The sequence below is a fragment of the Aquimarina muelleri DSM 19832 genome (genome assembly GCF_000430665.1).
Taxonomy (GTDB): domain Bacteria; phylum Bacteroidota; class Bacteroidia; order Flavobacteriales; family Flavobacteriaceae; genus Aquimarina; species Aquimarina muelleri.
In genome coordinates this window covers 50,530-69,482 of the sequence record NZ_AUML01000017.1, presented here as the reverse complement: position 1 = coordinate 69,482, position 18,953 = coordinate 50,530, and the positions used below count along the sequence as shown (strand labels likewise).

At 31.3% G+C, this 18,953-nt stretch carries 14 protein-coding genes; 11 read left to right on the top strand and 3 right to left on the bottom strand.

What is annotated here, in order from left to right; translation table 11 throughout:
* Positions 1-16: 16 nt before the first annotated feature.
* Positions 17-859, bottom strand: coding sequence for an N-acetylmuramidase domain-containing protein (locus H527_RS0108455; protein ID WP_027412304.1), 843 nt, complete (start codon positions 857-859; stop codon positions 17-19).
* Between the two features lie 454 nt (positions 860-1,313).
* Between H527_RS0108455 and H527_RS0108450 the strand changes: the two genes are divergently transcribed.
* The 10 genes from H527_RS0108450 to H527_RS0108405 all read left to right on the top strand — a co-directional run bounded on the left by H527_RS0108450 (position 1,314) and on the right by H527_RS0108405 (position 13,050).
* On the top strand, positions 1,314-1,886 hold the full coding sequence (locus H527_RS0108450) for a hypothetical protein (RefSeq protein WP_155837837.1): 573 nt from the start codon (positions 1,314-1,316) through the stop codon (positions 1,884-1,886).
* Positions 1,887-2,133: 247 nt separating this feature from the next.
* Complete coding sequence (locus tag H527_RS0108445) at positions 2,134-5,151, top strand: sensor histidine kinase (RefSeq protein ID WP_027412302.1); 3,018 nt, start codon at positions 2,134-2,136, stop codon at positions 5,149-5,151.
* Positions 5,152-5,159: 8 nt separating this feature from the next.
* Positions 5,160-5,909, top strand: coding sequence for a LytR/AlgR family response regulator transcription factor (locus H527_RS0108440; RefSeq protein ID WP_027412301.1), 750 nt, complete (start codon positions 5,160-5,162; stop codon positions 5,907-5,909).
* A 197-nt stretch (positions 5,910-6,106) separates the two neighbouring features.
* Positions 6,107-6,514: a response regulator gene (locus H527_RS0108435; protein WP_027412300.1), complete on the top strand. Its 408-nt coding sequence runs from the start codon at positions 6,107-6,109 to the stop codon at positions 6,512-6,514.
* Positions 6,515-6,660: 146 nt separating this feature from the next.
* The gene (locus H527_RS0108430; RefSeq protein WP_027412299.1) at positions 6,661-7,206 is read left to right on the top strand and encodes a heme NO-binding domain-containing protein; all 546 of its coding nucleotides are present in this window, start codon (positions 6,661-6,663) and stop codon (positions 7,204-7,206) included.
* Positions 7,199-8,794 (top strand): PAS domain-containing sensor histidine kinase, encoded by a 1,596-nt coding sequence (locus H527_RS0108425; RefSeq protein ID WP_027412298.1) that lies wholly within the window; start codon positions 7,199-7,201, stop codon positions 8,792-8,794. The genes H527_RS0108430 and H527_RS0108425 overlap by 8 nt, the downstream gene beginning before the upstream one ends.
* Before the next feature lie 4 nt (positions 8,795-8,798).
* A complete protein-coding gene (locus H527_RS0108420) occupies positions 8,799-9,932 on the top strand; it encodes an FIST signal transduction protein (protein WP_027412297.1) in 1,134 nt (377 codons plus the stop codon).
* A 1-nt stretch (position 9,933) separates the two neighbouring features.
* Entirely contained in the window at positions 9,934-10,989 is a 1,056-nt protein-coding gene (locus tag H527_RS0108415; protein WP_027412296.1) for a sensor histidine kinase, read from the top strand.
* 244 nt (positions 10,990-11,233) lie between these two features.
* Positions 11,234-11,941, top strand: coding sequence for a LytR/AlgR family response regulator transcription factor (locus H527_RS0108410; RefSeq protein WP_027412295.1), 708 nt, complete (start codon positions 11,234-11,236; stop codon positions 11,939-11,941).
* Between the two features lie 215 nt (positions 11,942-12,156).
* Complete coding sequence (locus H527_RS0108405) at positions 12,157-13,050, top strand: LytTR family DNA-binding domain-containing protein (RefSeq protein WP_027412294.1); 894 nt, start codon at positions 12,157-12,159, stop codon at positions 13,048-13,050.
* A 61-nt stretch (positions 13,051-13,111) separates the two neighbouring features.
* On the opposite strand, the gene H527_RS0108400 is transcribed toward H527_RS0108405, so the two are convergent.
* Together H527_RS0108400 and H527_RS0108395 are read right to left on the bottom strand one after the other, a co-directional pair.
* Positions 13,112-13,732, bottom strand: coding sequence for a hypothetical protein (locus tag H527_RS0108400; protein ID WP_027412293.1), 621 nt, complete (start codon positions 13,730-13,732; stop codon positions 13,112-13,114).
* 10 nt (positions 13,733-13,742) lie between these two features.
* The gene (locus tag H527_RS0108395) at positions 13,743-14,552 is read right to left on the bottom strand and encodes an alpha/beta hydrolase (RefSeq protein WP_027412292.1); all 810 of its coding nucleotides are present in this window, start codon (positions 14,550-14,552) and stop codon (positions 13,743-13,745) included.
* Positions 14,553-14,906: 354 nt separating this feature from the next.
* On the opposite strand from H527_RS0108395, the gene H527_RS0108390 reads away from it, so the two are divergent.
* The gene (locus tag H527_RS0108390; RefSeq protein WP_027412291.1) at positions 14,907-18,926 is read left to right on the top strand and encodes a DUF6923 family protein; all 4,020 of its coding nucleotides are present in this window, start codon (positions 14,907-14,909) and stop codon (positions 18,924-18,926) included.
* Positions 18,927-18,953 lie beyond the last annotated feature (27 nt).

Sequence of the window (18,953 nt, the reverse complement as noted above, 5' to 3'; positions counted from 1 at the left end):
ATTCTTTAGATAATGATTAGTCATTACTATATCTTAAATAAGCATTTTTTAACTTGCTATCGTACTTGTTTTTTTTGTAAGCAGGTCCATTGTAACCTTCTGCAAACCTTTCCCAATTTTTTTCTTTCACCCAATCTATTAGTTTTTTACCTTTAAAAGAAGTGGTTTTAATAAATTTACCAAAAGCGTTAAGATGCTCTCTTTCGTGTTCATACATTTTTGAAACAAAATTATCTATAGAGGGATACCCTAAAGTTGAATAATGATACCCCATTATTTGAAAAGAACCCCATGATGCAGAACAATATGCTGCTTCTTTAAAAGCTTTATCACTAGAAATTTTTGTTGCCTTTTCTAAGCGATCATACTCCCCTGAACCTCCTTTATAATGTGTTTTAGTCCATTTTTTATACAAAACATCTTTATTATTTTCTGAAACAAATTGTGTAACGTTGATTCCTCTTTTTTCTAATTCTCTCCAAAAAACATGTCCTTCAAACAAAATCCTTGGCCTACCACATATTAAGAAACCTTTCCCATTACTTTCTATTTCATTAACTGCTTTTATCATTGCTAATTCTAAACCATATTGATGTGCGAAATCTTTAACATCTTGTTCTGATAAAAGTTTATTATTAAATGCCGTAAGATCTTTTTTAACTTCTATTAGCTTTGACCATGTTTTAAGACCTACAATACCGTCAATAACAAGATTATGTTTACTTTGAAAATCTTTAACTGCTATATCTGTGTCTTTTCCAAAAAAATTAGAAACATACACCTTATACCCTAATTTAGTCAAAATCTCTTCGAGATAATGAACATCTTGCCCGCTTGAACGATACCGTATTGTTTTCATTATTTTTGTTTTAGTTTATTTTTGTTTCATTAGTATAAAAAAACATTTAAAACTATAGCTAATATTTGTTTACTGTCCTTTGATTTTTTAAAGCAACCTTCAGTATACAACAATACTTTAAACCATTTTTTATAAAACAAAGTATTGCAATTAGATTCAAAAAAGTTTTATCCTAAAAGTATAAAACAATACACTAAAGTGTTTTATTATCTCATTAATCTTTATAATCTCATTTTAACTTAATAATAACAATAAGTTCTTTGTTTTTTAAGCCTTCTAAACTACCATCTACAATTAAGAATAAAACACTTATAATCAAAAACTTATAATCACATTATTAGTTTAACAAAAAACGAATTCTAATTAAAGCCTTACGAATTCTAGAAACACCTATTTCCAGACAACTTAAGCTACTACTTTTACACAAAATAGTCAACCTCAAAATATGTCTGTTATGAAAAATGTTGCTGTAATCATTATTCTTTTACAAAGTTTTCAAGGCATTAATGCTCAAAACGTTTTTACTAAAACTCAAGAGTTTTTCGTAACAACTAAAATTATGGACCAGGGAAAACAACATCCCTCATATGTTATTAATCTGGTTAGCAATAGAGAAGATATTAATACCATATCCACTCTTACACTTGAAGATACAGAACTTTTTGAGGACATCTTTATATCTACCTTAGAGAACCCTGGATTAGAAGGGATCTCTAAGGTTATTAAAATGGAAATTGAATATCTTGCTTGTTGTGCGCATGTAGAAGCATATTACTATATAATAAAGGATGATCTTTCTATTGTTGCATTACCTAATCTTAAAAATGTGTACTGTGAAAACTCAGATACAGACTACCAATATATTTTCCCAAATCAGGAATATGGAATAAAGGGTAATATACTAGAAACTCAAACATTTTATAACGAGGAAACAGCAGATGTTAAATATATAAATTTAAAGCAAAATTTTATTTGGAAAGATAAAATCATTGAAGACTTAAAGACAACTGCTATAACATCTTATTAAAAATAACTATAACACTTACTCAATTTCTAATAGGCAAAAAGGGGGAATCTTTTGTTTATTATACCGACCCGCTTTAAAAAGCGGTGTCGGTTTTTTATAATCAATAATCTCGGAGAATTAAACTCCACAATGTGGAATAAATCTAATTACATATCAAACCAAAACAGGTTTGATTATATTTGCTATTAACTCGACACCTCTTTCTGTGAAAACAACACGCACTATTATTTATCTATTTTTTTTCTTAATGTCTGGCTTTATCAGTTCTTTATTTGCTCAAAATAATCAACTTAGAGCATACACTCTAGAAGATGGGTTACCACAATCACAAGTATATGATATTATACAAGACAAAATAGGATATCTATGGTTAGGAACCCAAGGAGGTGGTCTTTGTAGATTTAATGGGGAGGAATTTAAAATATGGAATGAAAATGATGGATTACAATCCAATTACATTCATTCTCTTGCTTTTGTAAATGATAGTCTTTTTATAGGAACTAAAAGTGGCCTTAGTATAAAAACAAAAAATAAATTTACTAATATCAATGGCCCTAGAATTAATAAAATATACCAGATTAAAAATAAAATTTATCTGGCTACCAATATAGGGGTTTATGAATATCGTAAAAATAGAGGCTTAATAAAAGTAAACCTTAATCCCAAAATCAACACCAGTGTCATTAATGATATTGTTTTTGATAATAAACTATTTTGGATCGCAACAAACAAAGGTCTTTGGAAACTAAATAATATTCAAAAAGATGCTAGCATTATAGAAAGGCATAGTCCTTTTGATTTTACTGCTGCAATATTTCATAAGAACAAAATTTTTGCTACCTCTTTTAATCACGGTATTTTAGTTTTAAACACCAATGCAAAAACTTATGGTAATCGTTGGATAAAAAAAGTTACAAGAGTTACTAATATATCCAAACATAACAATAACGAGTTGTGGTTTTCAACAGATAATGAAGGTATTACAATTATAGATTCTGAAGTATATCAACAAAAAAAGAAGATTAACAAAACTAATGGTTTAGGTGTCTCACATATTAGAAAAACCATCATGGATCGTCAATCTAATATTTGGATCGCTACCTCTGGTGGTGGATTCTATAAATATTTTCAGAATAACTTCACACATTATGACCAAAATAATGGGCTAAAGGGTAACCATGTATATGCTGTACATAGTATAAAAAATGATATCTGGGCATCTAACTCTGAGGCAGGTTTAATCAAAATTGATTCTTTAGGAATTCATCATATTCCACAAGAAGAACGTGTATCCGAAGTAAAAATAAAAACTATAGCTAATGATGCTTTAGGAAATATTTGGGCAGGCACCGATGGTAAAGGGATTTTTTTTAAACAAATTAAACAAGTGGATAGCATAGTTACTGATACAATTATGCATAGTAATACATTAGATGAAGATCCGATTATATTAATCGATACTATTATAAAAACGACCTATAAAAATCATATAATTGATACTGACAAAGGATTACAATCAGATTGGATAAGATCTATACAAGTAGTAAACAATACGATATGGGTTGCATCCTACTCTAGTGGTATCTCTAAATTTAAATATAATTCCAAAAAACGAACTCTTATATCTCTAAAAAAATTTACAGGAAAAAATGGCATTGAAGATTTACAAATCAGAGACATGAAACAAAGTCCAGATGGCACCATCTGGTATGCTACCCAAAATGGGCATTTGGGATATATCAAAAATAACAAAGTTACTCATCTCGGTAATGTTTTAAATCAAAAAACAGCAATAAGCACGCTGCTTTTTCATAAAAACATTATCTATATTGGTACTGCTGGGCGAGGAGTCTGGTGGTCTTCTTTAGATAAAGAAATTAAATTTAAAAAATTAAAAGGTAGAAAAAGACCGTATTCGGATAATATTTATCAAATGATTTTTGATAATAATAATAACCTATGGGTCGGTAGTGAAAGAGGAGTTGATAGAATAGAATTAAGCCAATCTAATGTCATTGTTGATATTTTTCATTTTGGCAGAAACGATGGCTTTTTAGGAATAGAAACCAGTCTTAATGCTATTACTAAAGATAAAAAAGGTAATCTATGGTTTGGAGCCATATATGGATTAACTAAATACCAACCCACCGGAATTACTAAAGCTACCGTAAAACCTAAATTATATTTTGAAGATGTAGAAGTAGCATATCGGAGTGTAGATTCTATACAACTAAACAATTGGGCAAACAGTGATAAAATTTTAAAACTTACTCCAAAACAAACTGAATTATCTTTTAGTTATAAAACTGTAGATTTAGATCACCCAAACGATGTACAATACCGTTGGAAATTAAACAGTTCTGCATGGAGCCCTTGGTCAACAGATAACAAGCAAAATCTTGCCGGATTAGCATATGGAGCTCATTATTTTTCTGCACAATCCCGAAACTATAGATGGGAAGAAAGCGATATAATCACTTTTAATTTTTTTATTGATAGTCCTGTTTATGAAAAACTCTGGTTTCAATTAACAGTAATAAGTCTTATCATTTTGATATTAGGAGGATACGGTCTTTCTTATATCCGCAGAGTAAAACAAAAAAACAAAGAAGAAAGAACTCGCTTACAAATGCAAAATCATTTACTCTCTTTAGAACAAAAAGCGCTACGCTTACAAATGAACCCTCATTTCATTTTTAATGCCCTTAACGGTATAAAAGCAATGGGAACCAGTAACCCTATTCGTATGAATACTACCATTAATACTTTTGCTACTTTATTAAGAGACATCTTATACAATTCTAGAAAAGATTATATTACTTTAGATCAGGAAATGCAGACCTTAAAACATTATATCGAAATAGAACAATTAATGGCTAGTAAACCATTTATATATGATATATCTATAGAATCTGATTTTGACCCAGAAGAAATCCTTATTCCTCCAATGTTAATACAACCATTTGTAGAAAATGCAGTAAGACACGGTATTCTTAAAGGAACTAGAAATGGAGAGTTAAAAATACAATTTCATACTACAGACAAATTTTTACACTGTACTATAATAGATAATGGTCAAGGAATTTTTCAATCTCAGAAAAACAAAGCAAAAACAGATCATCAATCTATGGCGCTTACAGTAACCAGAGAACGACTCGAATCTATTTCAGGAAAAGACTCGCTTATTATAAAAGAAATCCTAGACGGTAACTCTGTTACAGGAACTCAAATTTTATTTAAAATACCATTACAAACCGATTATTAAAAACCATTATGCTTACAGCTATTATTGTAGAGGATATGCCAGATGCGTTGCAACTCTTAAAAAGTGATTTAAAAAATAATCATCCAGAAATAAAAGTAGTTAACACCGCGCAAAGTGTAGTAGAAGCAGCAAAAGCTTTACGCAATACTCAACCAGATATTTTATTTTTAGATATCATGTTGGGAGATGGTACAGGATTTGATATTTTGGAAATATTTCCAGAATTAAAATCAAAAATTATTTTTGTTACCGCAAGTGATGAATTCGCTATTCGAGCTTTTAAATTTGCAGCAATAGATTATGTTTTAAAGCCATATTCAAATGAAGAGCTTGCACAAGCCATAGGAAGAGCAAAAGAACAAATTCAACCTAATAAAGAGCGGTTAAATATACTTAAAGACACATTATCTGCCCCAGAGCAAAAACCAGACAAAATATCTCTACATACTCTTGATAAAATTATTATTGTTAACCTTGATGATATTATTAGATGCGAGTCTGATAGTAATAATACTATTTTTTACTTAAAAGAAGAACAAAAGATATTTGTTACCAAAACATTAAAATACTTTGCCGATATGCTTAAAAGTTATCAATTTTTACGTGTACACCAAAGTCACTTAGTTAACCTACAATGTATTAGTGCTTTTATAAAAACCGATGGCGGATATCTTATGTTAAAAAATGGAGAAAACATACCTGTATCTGTTAGAAAAAAAATAGAAGTAATGGAAATCTTGGATCGATTACACAGATAAAATCATCGTATATTAATATCACTATCCATAAGTAAAAAACAAACGAAAAATGTCATCCCAATCATCTACACAAAATTACCATTCGTCTACACTAAAATAAGTTTCGACGAAAGAAATAATAAACTCTTTTATAAAAAGATCATCTTTATTATTGTTAAAGAACAATTTTTAACTTAATTTAATAATCTGAAAGAAAAATGAGCTTAAATTTTTTACTAATCGATGATGACGAAATAGAAAGACTCAAATTTGCAAGAGTTCTGCAAAAAAATAATTACCCCCACAAAATTATAGAAGCCAAAAATGGTGAAGAAGCTTTAGACATATTAGCTCAAAAAGAACAACAACCAGATTTAATTTTTTTGGATTTAAACATGCCAAAAATGAATGGTTTGGAGTTTTTAAAAGAGTTAAAGTCAAATACCGATTTACGATATATACCTGTAATAATATTAAGTACCTCTAATAATCATCAAGATCTTAAAGAGGCTTACAAAACAGGAGCAGCAGGGTACATTGTAAAACCTTTAAAATATGAAGATTATATACATAAAATAAAATGTTTAATCGAATATTGGAGCGTTAATGAGCTTTTTAAAGTATAGAATAAACCATCATAGTCAATAACCTTGGAGAATTAAACTCCACAATGTGGATTAAAGCAGACAGCTAGCCTACATGATTATTGGTATATTTTATCTATTCATAAAAAGCAAATAAAAACAGATAAAACCTATAATCAACTTACTATATGAAAGGCATTGTATTTACAGAATTTTTAGAACTAGTCGAAGATAAATTTGGATTAGAAGTAGTCGATAAGATTATCCAACAATCTAATCTACCATCACAAGGAGCATATACTGCAATAGGAACATATGAGTTTTCTGAAATGCTAGGGCTACTAAAACATCTTAGTGAACACACCCAATTAAGTATAGACGACTTACTACTTACCTATGCTGAGCATTTTTTCAGTGTATTGGCGGGTAGTTACCCTGATTTAGTAAATCAATATAACGATCCTCTCGAAATGTTATCTTCTATAGAAAATCATATTCATGTCGAGGTTCGAAAAATATACCCAGACGCAGAACTTCCTACCTTTGAAGTTTTGGAAAAAACAGACTCTAAACTGGTTATGATCTACAAATCCAGTAGAGCTATGTATAGTTTTGGACTTGGATTAATGCGAAAAACTTTTGAGCATTTTAATACCACCGCAGATATTACTTTAGAAAAATTAAAATCGGATGGAACAGAAGTGAAATTTAGCATTATAATGACAAATGAGTAATGTAGATATAGAAATATTCAAGAGAGCTCTACAAAGAGAAAAAATAGCAAGGAAGCAAGCTGAAAAAATTTTGGAAGATAAATCCAAAGAACTCTATCTCCTTACGCAAGAACTAAAAAAAACCAATCAAAAACTTGAAGATCTGGTCGGTAAAAAAGAATCTACATTGCAAGGAGTTTTTGATAATTTGGTAGATGCATACGTACTTATAGATGTATCTGGCAATGTTTTAGAAATGAACCACGCTGCTAAAAAATTATTTGGATACGACATTACGAAAGAAAAACTAAATGTTATCAAACTTGTCTATAAAGAAGACTATCAATATGCGATACAATCCTTTCAACAATTAGTTACCAAAGGTTCATTTTCAGGATATAAATCCAGAGTATACACAAAAAATAATGGAGTAAGAAATGTGCATATAAATGCTAGTCTTATTAAAAACAAAAAAGGAAAACCAATTGGAGCACAAGGCATTATAACCGATATAACAGAAAAATTAGAACAAACCCGAATTTTTGAAGAACAAAAACAACAACTCTCTACAATTGTTGATAATTCTTCGTTAGGGATCGCACTTACCCAATCTGGGAAAATAGTACAAACCAATAAAGCACTTCAAAATCTATTAGAATATCCTCAGGAAGAACTGCTTCAAAAAGAAATCAAAGACATTTCATTAAAAAATGAATACGCCGTATCTGAAAATCATATGGAAAAAATGAATGCAGGTCTGATTGATAATTTTTCTATAAACAAACAATATGTAAAAAAAAATAATTCCACCTTCTGGGCAAAAACTAATGTTGCAGCAGTACGAAACCCAGATGGAAGCATTAAATACCAAGTAGCTTTAATAGAAGATATTACAGAACAATTAGAATCTGAAAAACAAAAAGAAAAGCTTTTGGAAGATCTAGAAAGAACCAATCAAGATCTTAAAGACTATGCACATATCGTTTCGCATGATCTAAAATCTCCATTAAGAAGCATCTATGCACTTGTAAACTGGATCAAAGAAGATTACAGTTCTGCCTTTGATAAAATCGGATTAAATCATCTTGCAATGATCGAAAAAACATTAGAAAAGATGGAAACTTTAATAAACGATATCCTTAGTTACTCTAGTGTAAACAATAAAGAGGAACTGCAAAGCAGTAAGATAGACCTTAATACACTTGTAGATGACCTTAAAAACATTGTCCTTATTCCAGAAAACACCATAGTTAGTACAAAAAAGAAGCTCCCCGTTATTAATGGAGATTCGACCAGGATACAGCAACTATTTCAAAACCTTATTGGAAATGCAGTGATCTATATGGATAAAGAAAATGGGGTTGTAGAAATTGATTATGAAGACAAAAAAACTCATTATCAATTTAGTATAAAAGATAATGGTATAGGAATAAAAAAAGAATATCATGAAAAAATATTTAAAATGTTCGAATCTGTAGGAGATAATGAAAACTCATCAGGCATAGGACTTGCTATCGTTAAAAAAATTGTAACGTTATACGAAGGAGATATATGGTTAGATAGTACGCCTGGGATTGGCACTACTTTTTATTTTACACTAAAAAAATAATAGCATGAGATTTCAACAATTTGAAAAGAAAAAAAACCAAGAATGGTCTCCCTTAATTGGTAAAGGTTTAACACTACAAAAACCTTTGGTTTTAGTTTTTGGAAATCGATATGCGTTAGAAGCTCCAGAAATTTATAACGAGGTAAAAAAACTTTTTCCTGATGGTGAAATTGTTTTTGGCTCTACCGCTGGAGAAATAATTGGAAGTCAGGTTCTAGAAGATTCCATAACCCTTACTGCAATAGAATTCGAAAAAAGCACCTATGCTATATTTCGAGAAAACAGTTTAGATCACGATAAAGATGCCATCCAACTAGGAAAGACACTTATACAAAAAGTATCAAAAGATGGACTTAAACATATTCTTGTCATATCTGAAGGAAGTTTTATAAATGGTTCTGCTCTAATCGAAGGCTTAGAAACTGGGATAGACAATGTAGCTATTACTGGAGGACTATGTGGTGATGATTCAAGATTTGAAAAAACAATATCGAGTTATAATGAGAACCCAAAAGAAGGAGAAGTAATACTAATTGCTTTTTATGGAGAATCCCTAGAAATTAGTTTTGCGCAATATGGAGGTTGGACTCCTTTTGGGCCAGAACGTATAGTTACAAAATCAGATCAAAATATTTTATATGAATTAGATAATCTGCCTGCATTAGACTTATATAAAAAATATTTAGGAGACAAAGCCGCAGAACTCCCACAATCTGCTTTATTATACCCTCTAAGTGTTAAATCAAAAAACAAAAAAGAACCTATTGTTAGAACAATCTTAACCATAGATGAACAAACTAATACAATGACACTTGCCGGAGACGTGCCTGAAGGATCTGTTGTACAACTAATGATGGCTAATATTGATCACATCGTAGATGGAGCGTTAAAAGCTGCAGAAATAGGAATGAAAAATAGAAAGAACAAACCCGAACTTGCAGTATTAGTAAGTTGTATTGGCAGAAAATTAGTCATGGATCAACGTGTTGAAGAAGAAATTGAAGAAGTTATAGAAGTAATCGGCACACAAGCTGTCGTAAATGGTTTTTATTCGTATGGAGAACTTGCACCTTTTACAGGAAACATAAATTGTGAATTACACAACCAAACAATGACATTAACCTTATTTAGCGAGTAACATGCATTCTTTACTAGAAAGACAAATAAGAAAATTTTTAAAAAAAGAAGAGAAAGGGTCCCAAGATATTCAAGGCTTTATTAAAGCAATCGATAGATCCTATCATAACTACGAAGATCAATTTAGCATGCTACAAAGAGCTATGTCTATAAGCTCTCAAGAACTATTTGAAGCAAATGAGAAACTAAAAAAAGAAGCCAACCAACAAAAAAAAGTAATTACTCGGCTTACCGATGCAACACATATTTTACAATCCATAACCGTTAAAAACCCAAAAGGAAAGAATAAAAACAAAGAACTTACTGGAGTTGAGCTGGCAATATTAATCGAAAAACAAGCTACTCAAATCTCTGAAGTCGAAAAACAAAGAGAAGTACTACTTAAAGATCTTGAAAAAAGCAATAAAGAACTTAATGAATATGCCAATATTGTTTCACATGATTTGAAATCCCCATTAAGAAGTATCAATACCCTAATTAATTGGATTAAAGAAGATGCTAAAGAAAATCTGGATCCCAACATAAGGAACAATTTAGATTTGATTGATCAAAATATTGAAAAAATGGATAATCTAATCACAGGTATTTTAGAGTACTCTGTAATTAATAACAAATCCAGAAATCAAAAATCTGACGTACAACTAATAGGCTTAATTGAAGAAATCCTACAAGAGCTAAAAGTTCCCAAACATATCCAAATCAATACACAAGCCCAACTCCCTGTCGTACTTGCAGACAGATCTAGAATAAAACAAATATTTAAAAATCTTTTAATCAATGCTATACAATCAATAGATAAAGAAAAAGGAGTCATCTTAATTCTATTCGAAGAAACATCCAATTTTTGGAAATTTAATATTAAAGATAACGGTAAAGGGATTGCAAAAAAATATCATGATAAAATATTTCAGATATTTCAAACACTTGATGACCAAAAAAAATCTACTGGTATTGGTTTGCCCATTGTAAAAAAGATAGTTGAATTTTATAATGGTAAAATTTGGTTGGAATCTCAAGAAGAAATTGGAAGCACTTTTTACTTTACTTTAAAAAAATAAAACTTATCATATAAATCAATACCCTCGGAGCAGGCTTATGAGGTATGCTTCCAAAAAGATATTTTGTTTTCAAGGCAAGCCTCGCAGAATTAACTCCACAATGTGGATTAAACAAATACAATGTAAATCTATTACATTTAAATAAATACTAAAATAACGAGACTCTTCCTTATATTCAAAATTTACATTAATTTTAGGATCTACAGAAGATTTTCTAAAAAAAATAATTTAAAGTTACCTTAGTATGAATTGCATTATTATAGACGATGAAGAAACCGCAAGAGTTATTCTACAACAACTTTGTTCACAAGTAGATTCTCTTAACGTTATTCAAGATTTTCCAAATGCAATTCAAGCAATTAAATTTTTAAACAAAGAGCAAGTAGATCTTATTTTTTTAGATATTCATATGCCAGATTTTACAGGTTTTGATTTTATCGATACTTTAAAAAATCCTCCTAAAGTAATTTTAACAACCTCAGATAAAAACTTTGCTTTAGAAGCCTTTGAGTACGATTGTATTATAGATTATATAATAAAACCCATAACAATACCGAGATTTCTTAAAGCTATTCAAAAAGCAGAAAATGCAACTATAGTATCTAAAAAAGAGGAAACACCTATAGATACACCAACAAAAGAAAAAGAACTATACATCAATATAGATAGAAGGTTGATTAAAATTAATATCCTTACCATTAATTTAATCGAAGCAAAAGGAGATTACATTCTTATTAAAACCGAACAACAAAATTATACTGTACACTCTACCCTAAAAAAAATTGAAGAAAAACTACCAGAAGATTTTTTTCTAAAAGTACATCGCTCCTATATTATAAACATCCAAAAAATTATAGATATAGAAGATAATAGCGTATTAATTGCCAAAGATGTAGTCCCCGTTAGTCGTTCTAACCGACCAGAATTAATGAAACGATTAAATATGCTGTAAAACAAGCTCTTTAACCCGATAAAGTAATACTTAATCAATAACCTCGGAGCAAGCTCACGAGGTATACTTCCAAAAATATATTTTGTTTTCGAAACAAGCCCCAGAGAATTAAACTCTACAATGTGGATTAAGGCATATTATTAAAAACATAATATGCGAATTTCATCAAAAAACATTAGATTATTATCTTTGAACAAAAAAATGTATTTCTCTTAATGCTTCTACATTCTATTATCCAGATTTTTAATAAACCTTACCCTTATCTGTTTTCATTTCAAAGAAATTTAATAATTGCAATAGTACTTGGATTATTAATATATCTGGTTAATTTATATACCATAGAAGAGAGTTATGTCACTAATCATTTTATATTTTCAAAATTTATTGTTTGTTTATTTGCAGGTCTTACTACTTTTTTTAGTATTCTTTTAATAGCAGAAGGGGTTCCTCGATTATTTTTTAAGCAAAATGTAAAAGAAAACTGGACCATAGGAAAAGAATCTCTTTTAATTATTTCGCTCCTTTTTGTAATTGCTCTATTTAATAATATCATGTCCTTTGTGCTAAGTAAAGAGCATACATCGAATACTATTATATTTAGTTTTTTAAACTCCTCCTTATATGTCGTTATTATTGGAGCTATCCCGGCTACCCTAATAATTTGGTTTAATTACACCATACTTTTAAAAGAAAACCTAAAGCGAGTTTCTTTATACAATGAGCAACTAACATCCAGAATAAAAGATACAAAACCCGAAATACAAAATAAAATAGAAATACAAACTAGTAATAAAAATGAAGTCCTTGAGCTGGATATTAACACCTTTTTATTTGCAAAATCAGAAGGAAATTATACAGATGTGTATACCAGTATATCTAAAAAAATTGAATGCAAGCCATATCGAATTACCATTCAAAAACTAGAAGAAGTATTACAAAAATATCCTTTTATTATAAGTCCACATCGATCCTATATCATTAATATAAGAAACATTAGCACTACCTCTGGTAATGCTCGAAATTACCGTATTAGTTTTCAAGGAATTTCTCATGAGGTTCCCGTATCCAGAAACAAATTTCAGGCTTTTAAAAATGCCTTTAATCAATAAACCTTACAGATCTTAAAGGATCTATAAGGTTTATTCATAATTACGATACTAATAACAAGGGCTAAAAAGTGTAACCAACCCCTAAACCCAAAAACAATCTAGAGTCAAAATCGGCAGGTCTACTCCTGCCTTCATCCAGAATCCCTTTTAAAGAAATCCAAGAAAACCCAATGATGCTAAATCTATTTATAGTATATCCTAAAGACTGTGTAAAACCATAATTAAAATAGGTATACGTATTCTTATATTTTTCAGACACCGAATATTCTGGTATATATAATTGTCCTTTAGATTTTAAATGGGTAGCACCAATAAACGGTTCGAGAGATAGGTAAAGCCTCTTCTTTCTAAAAGGATAATAACTAATATCAAAAACCCCATAAGCTCCAATATCTCTGGTATACCCATCTACAAAATCTGTAAACAAATTATCTGATTCAGAAATATAACTGTTTTGAAATGCCGCACCATACAATAAAGTAAAATGATTTTTGTCTAACCATACTTTTTTTCCTTTAAAAACAAAACCATAGTTTTTACCATAACTGGTATTAAATATATCTTGTGTAAATAGCAATTCTATTTTCCAAGATACTGGATCTGGCATCGTATTTTCTTTTTCATTCTGGGCAAACCCAGATATAACATATATACATGCAATAGCTATACAATATTTTTTCATTATAATATATTTACAAAATTATAGATAATCCTTTTTTTAAACTTAGAATAGGGCTATTTCTATGCGAAGTGTTTTTTAAACGTTCGTAATCCAAAAACAAACCGTTATAAGATCTTTTATTAATCCGCTGGGTAAATGCATTAAAAAACAAATTAATCGAAGCTCCCTCCAAATCCCCTACCGTGATATAAAGATTTTTATCCAATTCTTTATAGATATCATAATACTGTTGCTCCAGATAAAAGAGATACGAATTATACCACATTAAATTTGGGCTGGCAGCAATAACATTTTTAAAAAGATTGGGCTGCTCTTGTTGAAACAGTGTATACAAAGCCAAATATCCTCCCAAAGAATGACCATATAATGTTCTGTCGACAGGGATAATTTTAAGCTCACCTTCTATATATGGAATAAGTTCCTTATTCATAAAATCGATAAATTTCTTTCCACCACCAGATGGATGAGGAAAATCAGGATCTTTAGGATAAGAATAATCTGTTCCTCTTCTATTTTTATTTGCATACCCTATTCCTATAAGTATAATATCCTCTCTCTGGAATTCTTTAACAACATCCACAGCCTCTTTAAAATAATCCTCTCCATCCAACATATAAACTACATGGTAACTGTTAGATGGCATATAAGATTCTGGATATAAAACATGAATAGTATACCTTGTACCTGTATGCTTTGATGTTATACCAAAAGGTTTATTGTTTTCGATAGAAAAAAGATCTTCTTTTTCACAACTTGATAGGCTTAAAAAAACAATTACCAAGTAAAATAAGGTAGATAGATTTCCAATGTTTCTTTTCATAATAGGTGCTTTTTTTATTTTTTATAATACCGCAAAAATATTCTCTATAGCATTTGTATGTCCCATGCAGAAAGGAAATTGGTTTGAAATGCCACATTTTTGTGATGTAAAGGCGTAGAATTTTGACAATGCTACTAAATTCTAAATAGAGGTCTGCAGATAGTTACCTACTCCACCTTAAAAAAGAAAATCAATAACCTCGGAGAATTAAACTCCACAATGTGGATTAAAAAAACTTAACTATCTATAAAAACCATTCGTCTATAGCAAACTTCCAACTATCGAATATCTTCTAAAAAAAGCAGTAGTCTATAGTAACTTTAACTATCTGAAAAAACCTAAACCACTACTGTTATGAAAAGATTAATTACCCTTTTAGTTATACTAACTACGATCTCTACAAATGCCCAGCAGCCTTTTGATTGTGATGAAGGTAATTTTTATCAGGTTATATCTGGAGTAATGAAGGCCTATGATCCAATAACAGGATCTTATTCTGAAGCCTTACATACCTACTCCTCCTATAATGCTGGTGGATATAATGCCGAAGACAATTATTTGTATGCTATAAAAAGCAGTGACAAACACCTTTTAAGAATTGCTAAAGATATGGTAGTAGATCTTGGTGCAGTATCTCCTAGTGGAACTACTGCTTTTGGTGGAGGGTATGCTGCAGATGTAGATGCAGATGGTAATCTATGGGTTTTTCAGAATAACACTAAAAATGCTTTTCATAAAATAACCAACTTAAAAGAGTATAATGGTTCCTCTTCTCCCGTTTTTGAAGTAGTTTTCACAGATCAGGCATCCCCTAGTACTTGTGCAGATATAACCTATATTAATGGCTCTTTTTATGGAGGTAGCCGAGGAAATTTATACAAATGGGATCTGTCCTCAGGCACACCTATTTTCTCCAGTAAAAAAGTGGCAAACTTGCCCAGTGGTACTTTTGGAGCTGCTTATGCAGATGCCAATAATCGCTTGTACTTATCCGATAATAACGGAGGATTATACCTAGTAAACGACTACGAAAGCGCAACTCCAACAGCTACACTCCTTAATCTTACCGAAACCACAAACTCTAATGATGGTTTTAAATGTGCCAACGGTATTTCCCCTTTAGATAAAGATCAAGATGGAATTTTAGACTCTATGGATGCAGATGTAGATGGTGACGGAATCTCAAATACCACAGAATCTAATGGTAATGACCCCTATGGAGATAATGATGGCGATGATTTATACAACTACTTAGATAATGATATAAGTGGCAATGGCGATAATGTAGTACAAGACGCGTATGACAGAGACAGAGATGGTAATCCTGATTTTTTAGATATCGATTCAGATAACGATGGAATTTATGACATAACAGAAGCAGGACAAGGAGCTCTAGACACTAATAACGATGGTGTATTTAGTACCTTAGACGCTAATTACGCAGACACCGATAATGATGGTCTTGCAGATACTTTTGATCCCGACCAAACAGGAAATGTTTTTGTACCAAACGATACCGATAACGATACTATATACGACTGCTACGATACAGACTCAGACAATGATGGGATTGTAGACCTTATCGAAAGTCAAAACAGTACTGCCTACAAAGAATTATCTAATACAGACCAAGATACCGATGGGCTAGATGATACTTTTGATTCCGATTTTGGAGGTACTACAAATGGTACTACAGATACCGATGCAGATGGCACTTATGATTACTTAGATTTAGATTCGGATAATAACGGCATATTAGATACTACAGAAGCCTATGATAGCGATGGTAACGGTGTAGCAGAAACTACTGCATCTGGTATCGATGCCGATGCAGACGGATTAGACGATAATTTTGATTTAAGAAAAAGCAGTTTTGATCCAGAAAACGGGGGGCAAACACCAAACAGTTTTCCTATGCCAGAAATTTGTGACCGATACAATTATCTTGGAGAATTCTCTCAAGACGGGACACCTTTATATTTTGATGAAAAAGACATCGTTACCCAAGCAACCTTAGACCGTATACAAAATGCCTTACCAGAAGGATATCCTGTTCCGGATTTTAATCCACATTATATCTCTTCTGGATATGATACCGATGTTGTCGTACAAGAACAAGCAGATATTTGGATAACCTTTGTAGGAGAAGGTGCGGGATACAAAAACACCTTAGGCTTTTATACCTACGATATCAACAATCCATCCCCATCAATGCCCGCTCCAGAGGATATTACCATTATTTTTCCTAATGTATCTGCCGTTGGTAGTGGTGGCGGATTACAAGTAGGAGATAAAGTTAAAATAGGTACTTTTCCTCCTAATACAGGAATAGGATGGGTATTACTAGCAAATGCATGGGCAGATGGTTGTGTAGAAACAGGATACTGGCAATTACATTCTAATCCTGATTATAACCCAGAAACCGACTCTTCCTTACGATACCACAATGTATTATTATCAGATCCCGATAACGAAAGAATCGTACTAGGTTTTGAAGATATCCGAAGAGACTATGCATCTTGTGATCAAGATTTTAATGATGCCCTGTTCTATATAACAGCAAATCCATATACCGCAATAGCAACCGACAACTACGTAAATATAGATAGCGCAACCAATGTTACTTCGGCTAATAATGGTGGCTTAGAAAGCAATGGAGATTTAGCCAACTTAATAGCTAAACGTAATTTTAACCGAACAAAAACAAATACAGTATATAATACCAAAAGTTCACAAAAAAGATTTACACCTGGTTTAAAATCGTATAAATCTTCTTATGGCGAAGATTTAAGCACCTATTTTCCTAAAACAGGAGTTTTTGGTACAGAATCTACCTATGTATCCAGCCCAGAAGACCTACTTGGTATAACTAATGCAAAAGCAGTATTTTCTGTAGACTACTATAAAGCAAACCAAAGAGTAGCAGCAGCACTGGCTACCGAAACAAAAGGATCTGTCTATGACCATTCCAAAACAATATGTGACCGATTAAATGGCTCTAAATTATTAGATGTGCGAACCGTAGATATTAAAAATCATACTATAGTAAGTACCAGAATAGAAAGAGCTACAGGAGAGATAGAATATGCACTAACGTTTTCAATCAAAAAAGGAGAAGCAGAAAATGAAATCTATAGTTTATGGAACATTGGCCAATATCCCGAAGGAGATTATACTAACTTTCAGGTATGGGGTGGATCTGTATCGCAGGTAGCAAATATTGCAAATCATATTTTGGATTCTTTTATCACTAATAAACCCTTAAGAAGCCATAAAGTAAACCAAAGAGTACCTTCTGTTTTTGTTGAAAAAGGAAGCTATGCCAACGGAAAACTTACCTTAAATCTTATCAATAAATTTGGAGCAAACCATATTACCTTTAATGGTAACATCAGAAAAACAGAATTATCTTCCGAAGAAAATAAGACACAAACCGTATCTCTTTCAGGAGCCTATAACGAGCAAATAACTATAGACACAGGATACCTTTTTGATATCGGGTTTTCTATTACCGCAGCAAACTCCCTACAATTAGATGCATTATATCTGGCAGATGGCCCTTGGGGTATAGACTATCTGGAACAAGGAGTGCAAATAGATACCTTTGCAGTAACTGCGCAAGATAAAGAAGCGATAGAAAACACCTATACTATAGAGCGCAATGCAATAGTACAAGGTAAAGTAAAAGAAACTGTAAATCTTTTTAGAAATATCCTTGCAGGAGAGCTTACTCTAGATGTATCTAACTACGATGCAGTACAGTTTGCCATGCAAGCAGATAGAGATATTGAAGTGATTTTGGTAACCGAAGATCTTACCGATTGGAACAACAGACTTCGATATAAAATAGAAAAAAACGAAGAGAAAAAAACATATACGATCGCGTTTTCTGACTTTACAAACAACATCAATACAAAGGCTAATTTAGGGAAAATAAGAAGCATTGTATTTTCTGTACAAGGAGACTATCAAAATTTTATTCCTTTCTATCTAGAAGTGTCTAACCTTGCTCTTACAGGAACACAAACTACAAATAGTGATCCAGAATTGGAAACAGAAACTCAAGAAAGCACAGAGACAGAGGCTATAGAAGAAGAAATTACTATCACAGAAAATGAAGGAATTACTAATATAAAACTTAAAAACTATCCTAACCCTTTTAGCACTTCGACAACTATTTATGTACCTGGCAAGCACGAATTTTTAGAAATAACAGTAATAGACCGAGTAGGAAGAACGGTTAGACAACAAAATAAGTTTTTAAACGGAAACACCCTAACCTTTGAAACCAAAAACCTAACTCCTGGTATATACTTTTATATACTACGAGGCGACAACAAACAAAAATACAAGGGACGTTTTGTAATACAATAAACCCATCAAAAACAAATAGTTTTCAGG

Bases quoted from the DNA above. Each gene is read 5' to 3' on its own strand.
- H527_RS0108445 (WP_027412302.1), top strand. From the start codon at position 2,134: ATGTCTGGCTTTATCAGTTCTTTATTTGCTCAAAATAATCAACTTAGA.
- H527_RS0108395 (WP_027412292.1), bottom strand. From the start codon at position 14,552: ATGAAAAGAAACATTGGAAATCTATCTACCTTATTTTACTTGGTAATT.
- H527_RS0108405 (WP_027412294.1), top strand. From the start codon at position 12,157: ATGCTTCTACATTCTATTATCCAGATTTTTAATAAACCTTACCCTTAT.
- H527_RS0108435 (WP_027412300.1), top strand. From the start codon at position 6,107: ATGAGCTTAAATTTTTTACTAATCGATGATGACGAAATAGAAAGACTC.
- H527_RS0108455 (WP_027412304.1), bottom strand. From the start codon at position 859: ATGAAAACAATACGGTATCGTTCAAGCGGGCAAGATGTTCATTATCTC.
- H527_RS0108410 (WP_027412295.1), top strand. From the start codon at position 11,234: ATGAATTGCATTATTATAGACGATGAAGAAACCGCAAGAGTTATTCTA.
- H527_RS0108390 (WP_027412291.1), top strand. From the start codon at position 14,907: ATGAAAAGATTAATTACCCTTTTAGTTATACTAACTACGATCTCTACA.
- H527_RS0108425 (WP_027412298.1), top strand. From the start codon at position 7,199: ATGAGTAATGTAGATATAGAAATATTCAAGAGAGCTCTACAAAGAGAA.
- H527_RS0108420 (WP_027412297.1), top strand. From the start codon at position 8,799: ATGAGATTTCAACAATTTGAAAAGAAAAAAAACCAAGAATGGTCTCCC.
- H527_RS0108415 (WP_027412296.1), top strand. From the start codon at position 9,934: ATGCATTCTTTACTAGAAAGACAAATAAGAAAATTTTTAAAAAAAGAA.
- H527_RS0108440 (WP_027412301.1), top strand. From the start codon at position 5,160: ATGCTTACAGCTATTATTGTAGAGGATATGCCAGATGCGTTGCAACTC.
- H527_RS0108400 (WP_027412293.1), bottom strand. From the start codon at position 13,732: ATGAAAAAATATTGTATAGCTATTGCATGTATATATGTTATATCTGGG.
- H527_RS0108430 (WP_027412299.1), top strand. From the start codon at position 6,661: ATGAAAGGCATTGTATTTACAGAATTTTTAGAACTAGTCGAAGATAAA.
- H527_RS0108450 (WP_155837837.1), top strand. From the start codon at position 1,314: ATGAAAAATGTTGCTGTAATCATTATTCTTTTACAAAGTTTTCAAGGC.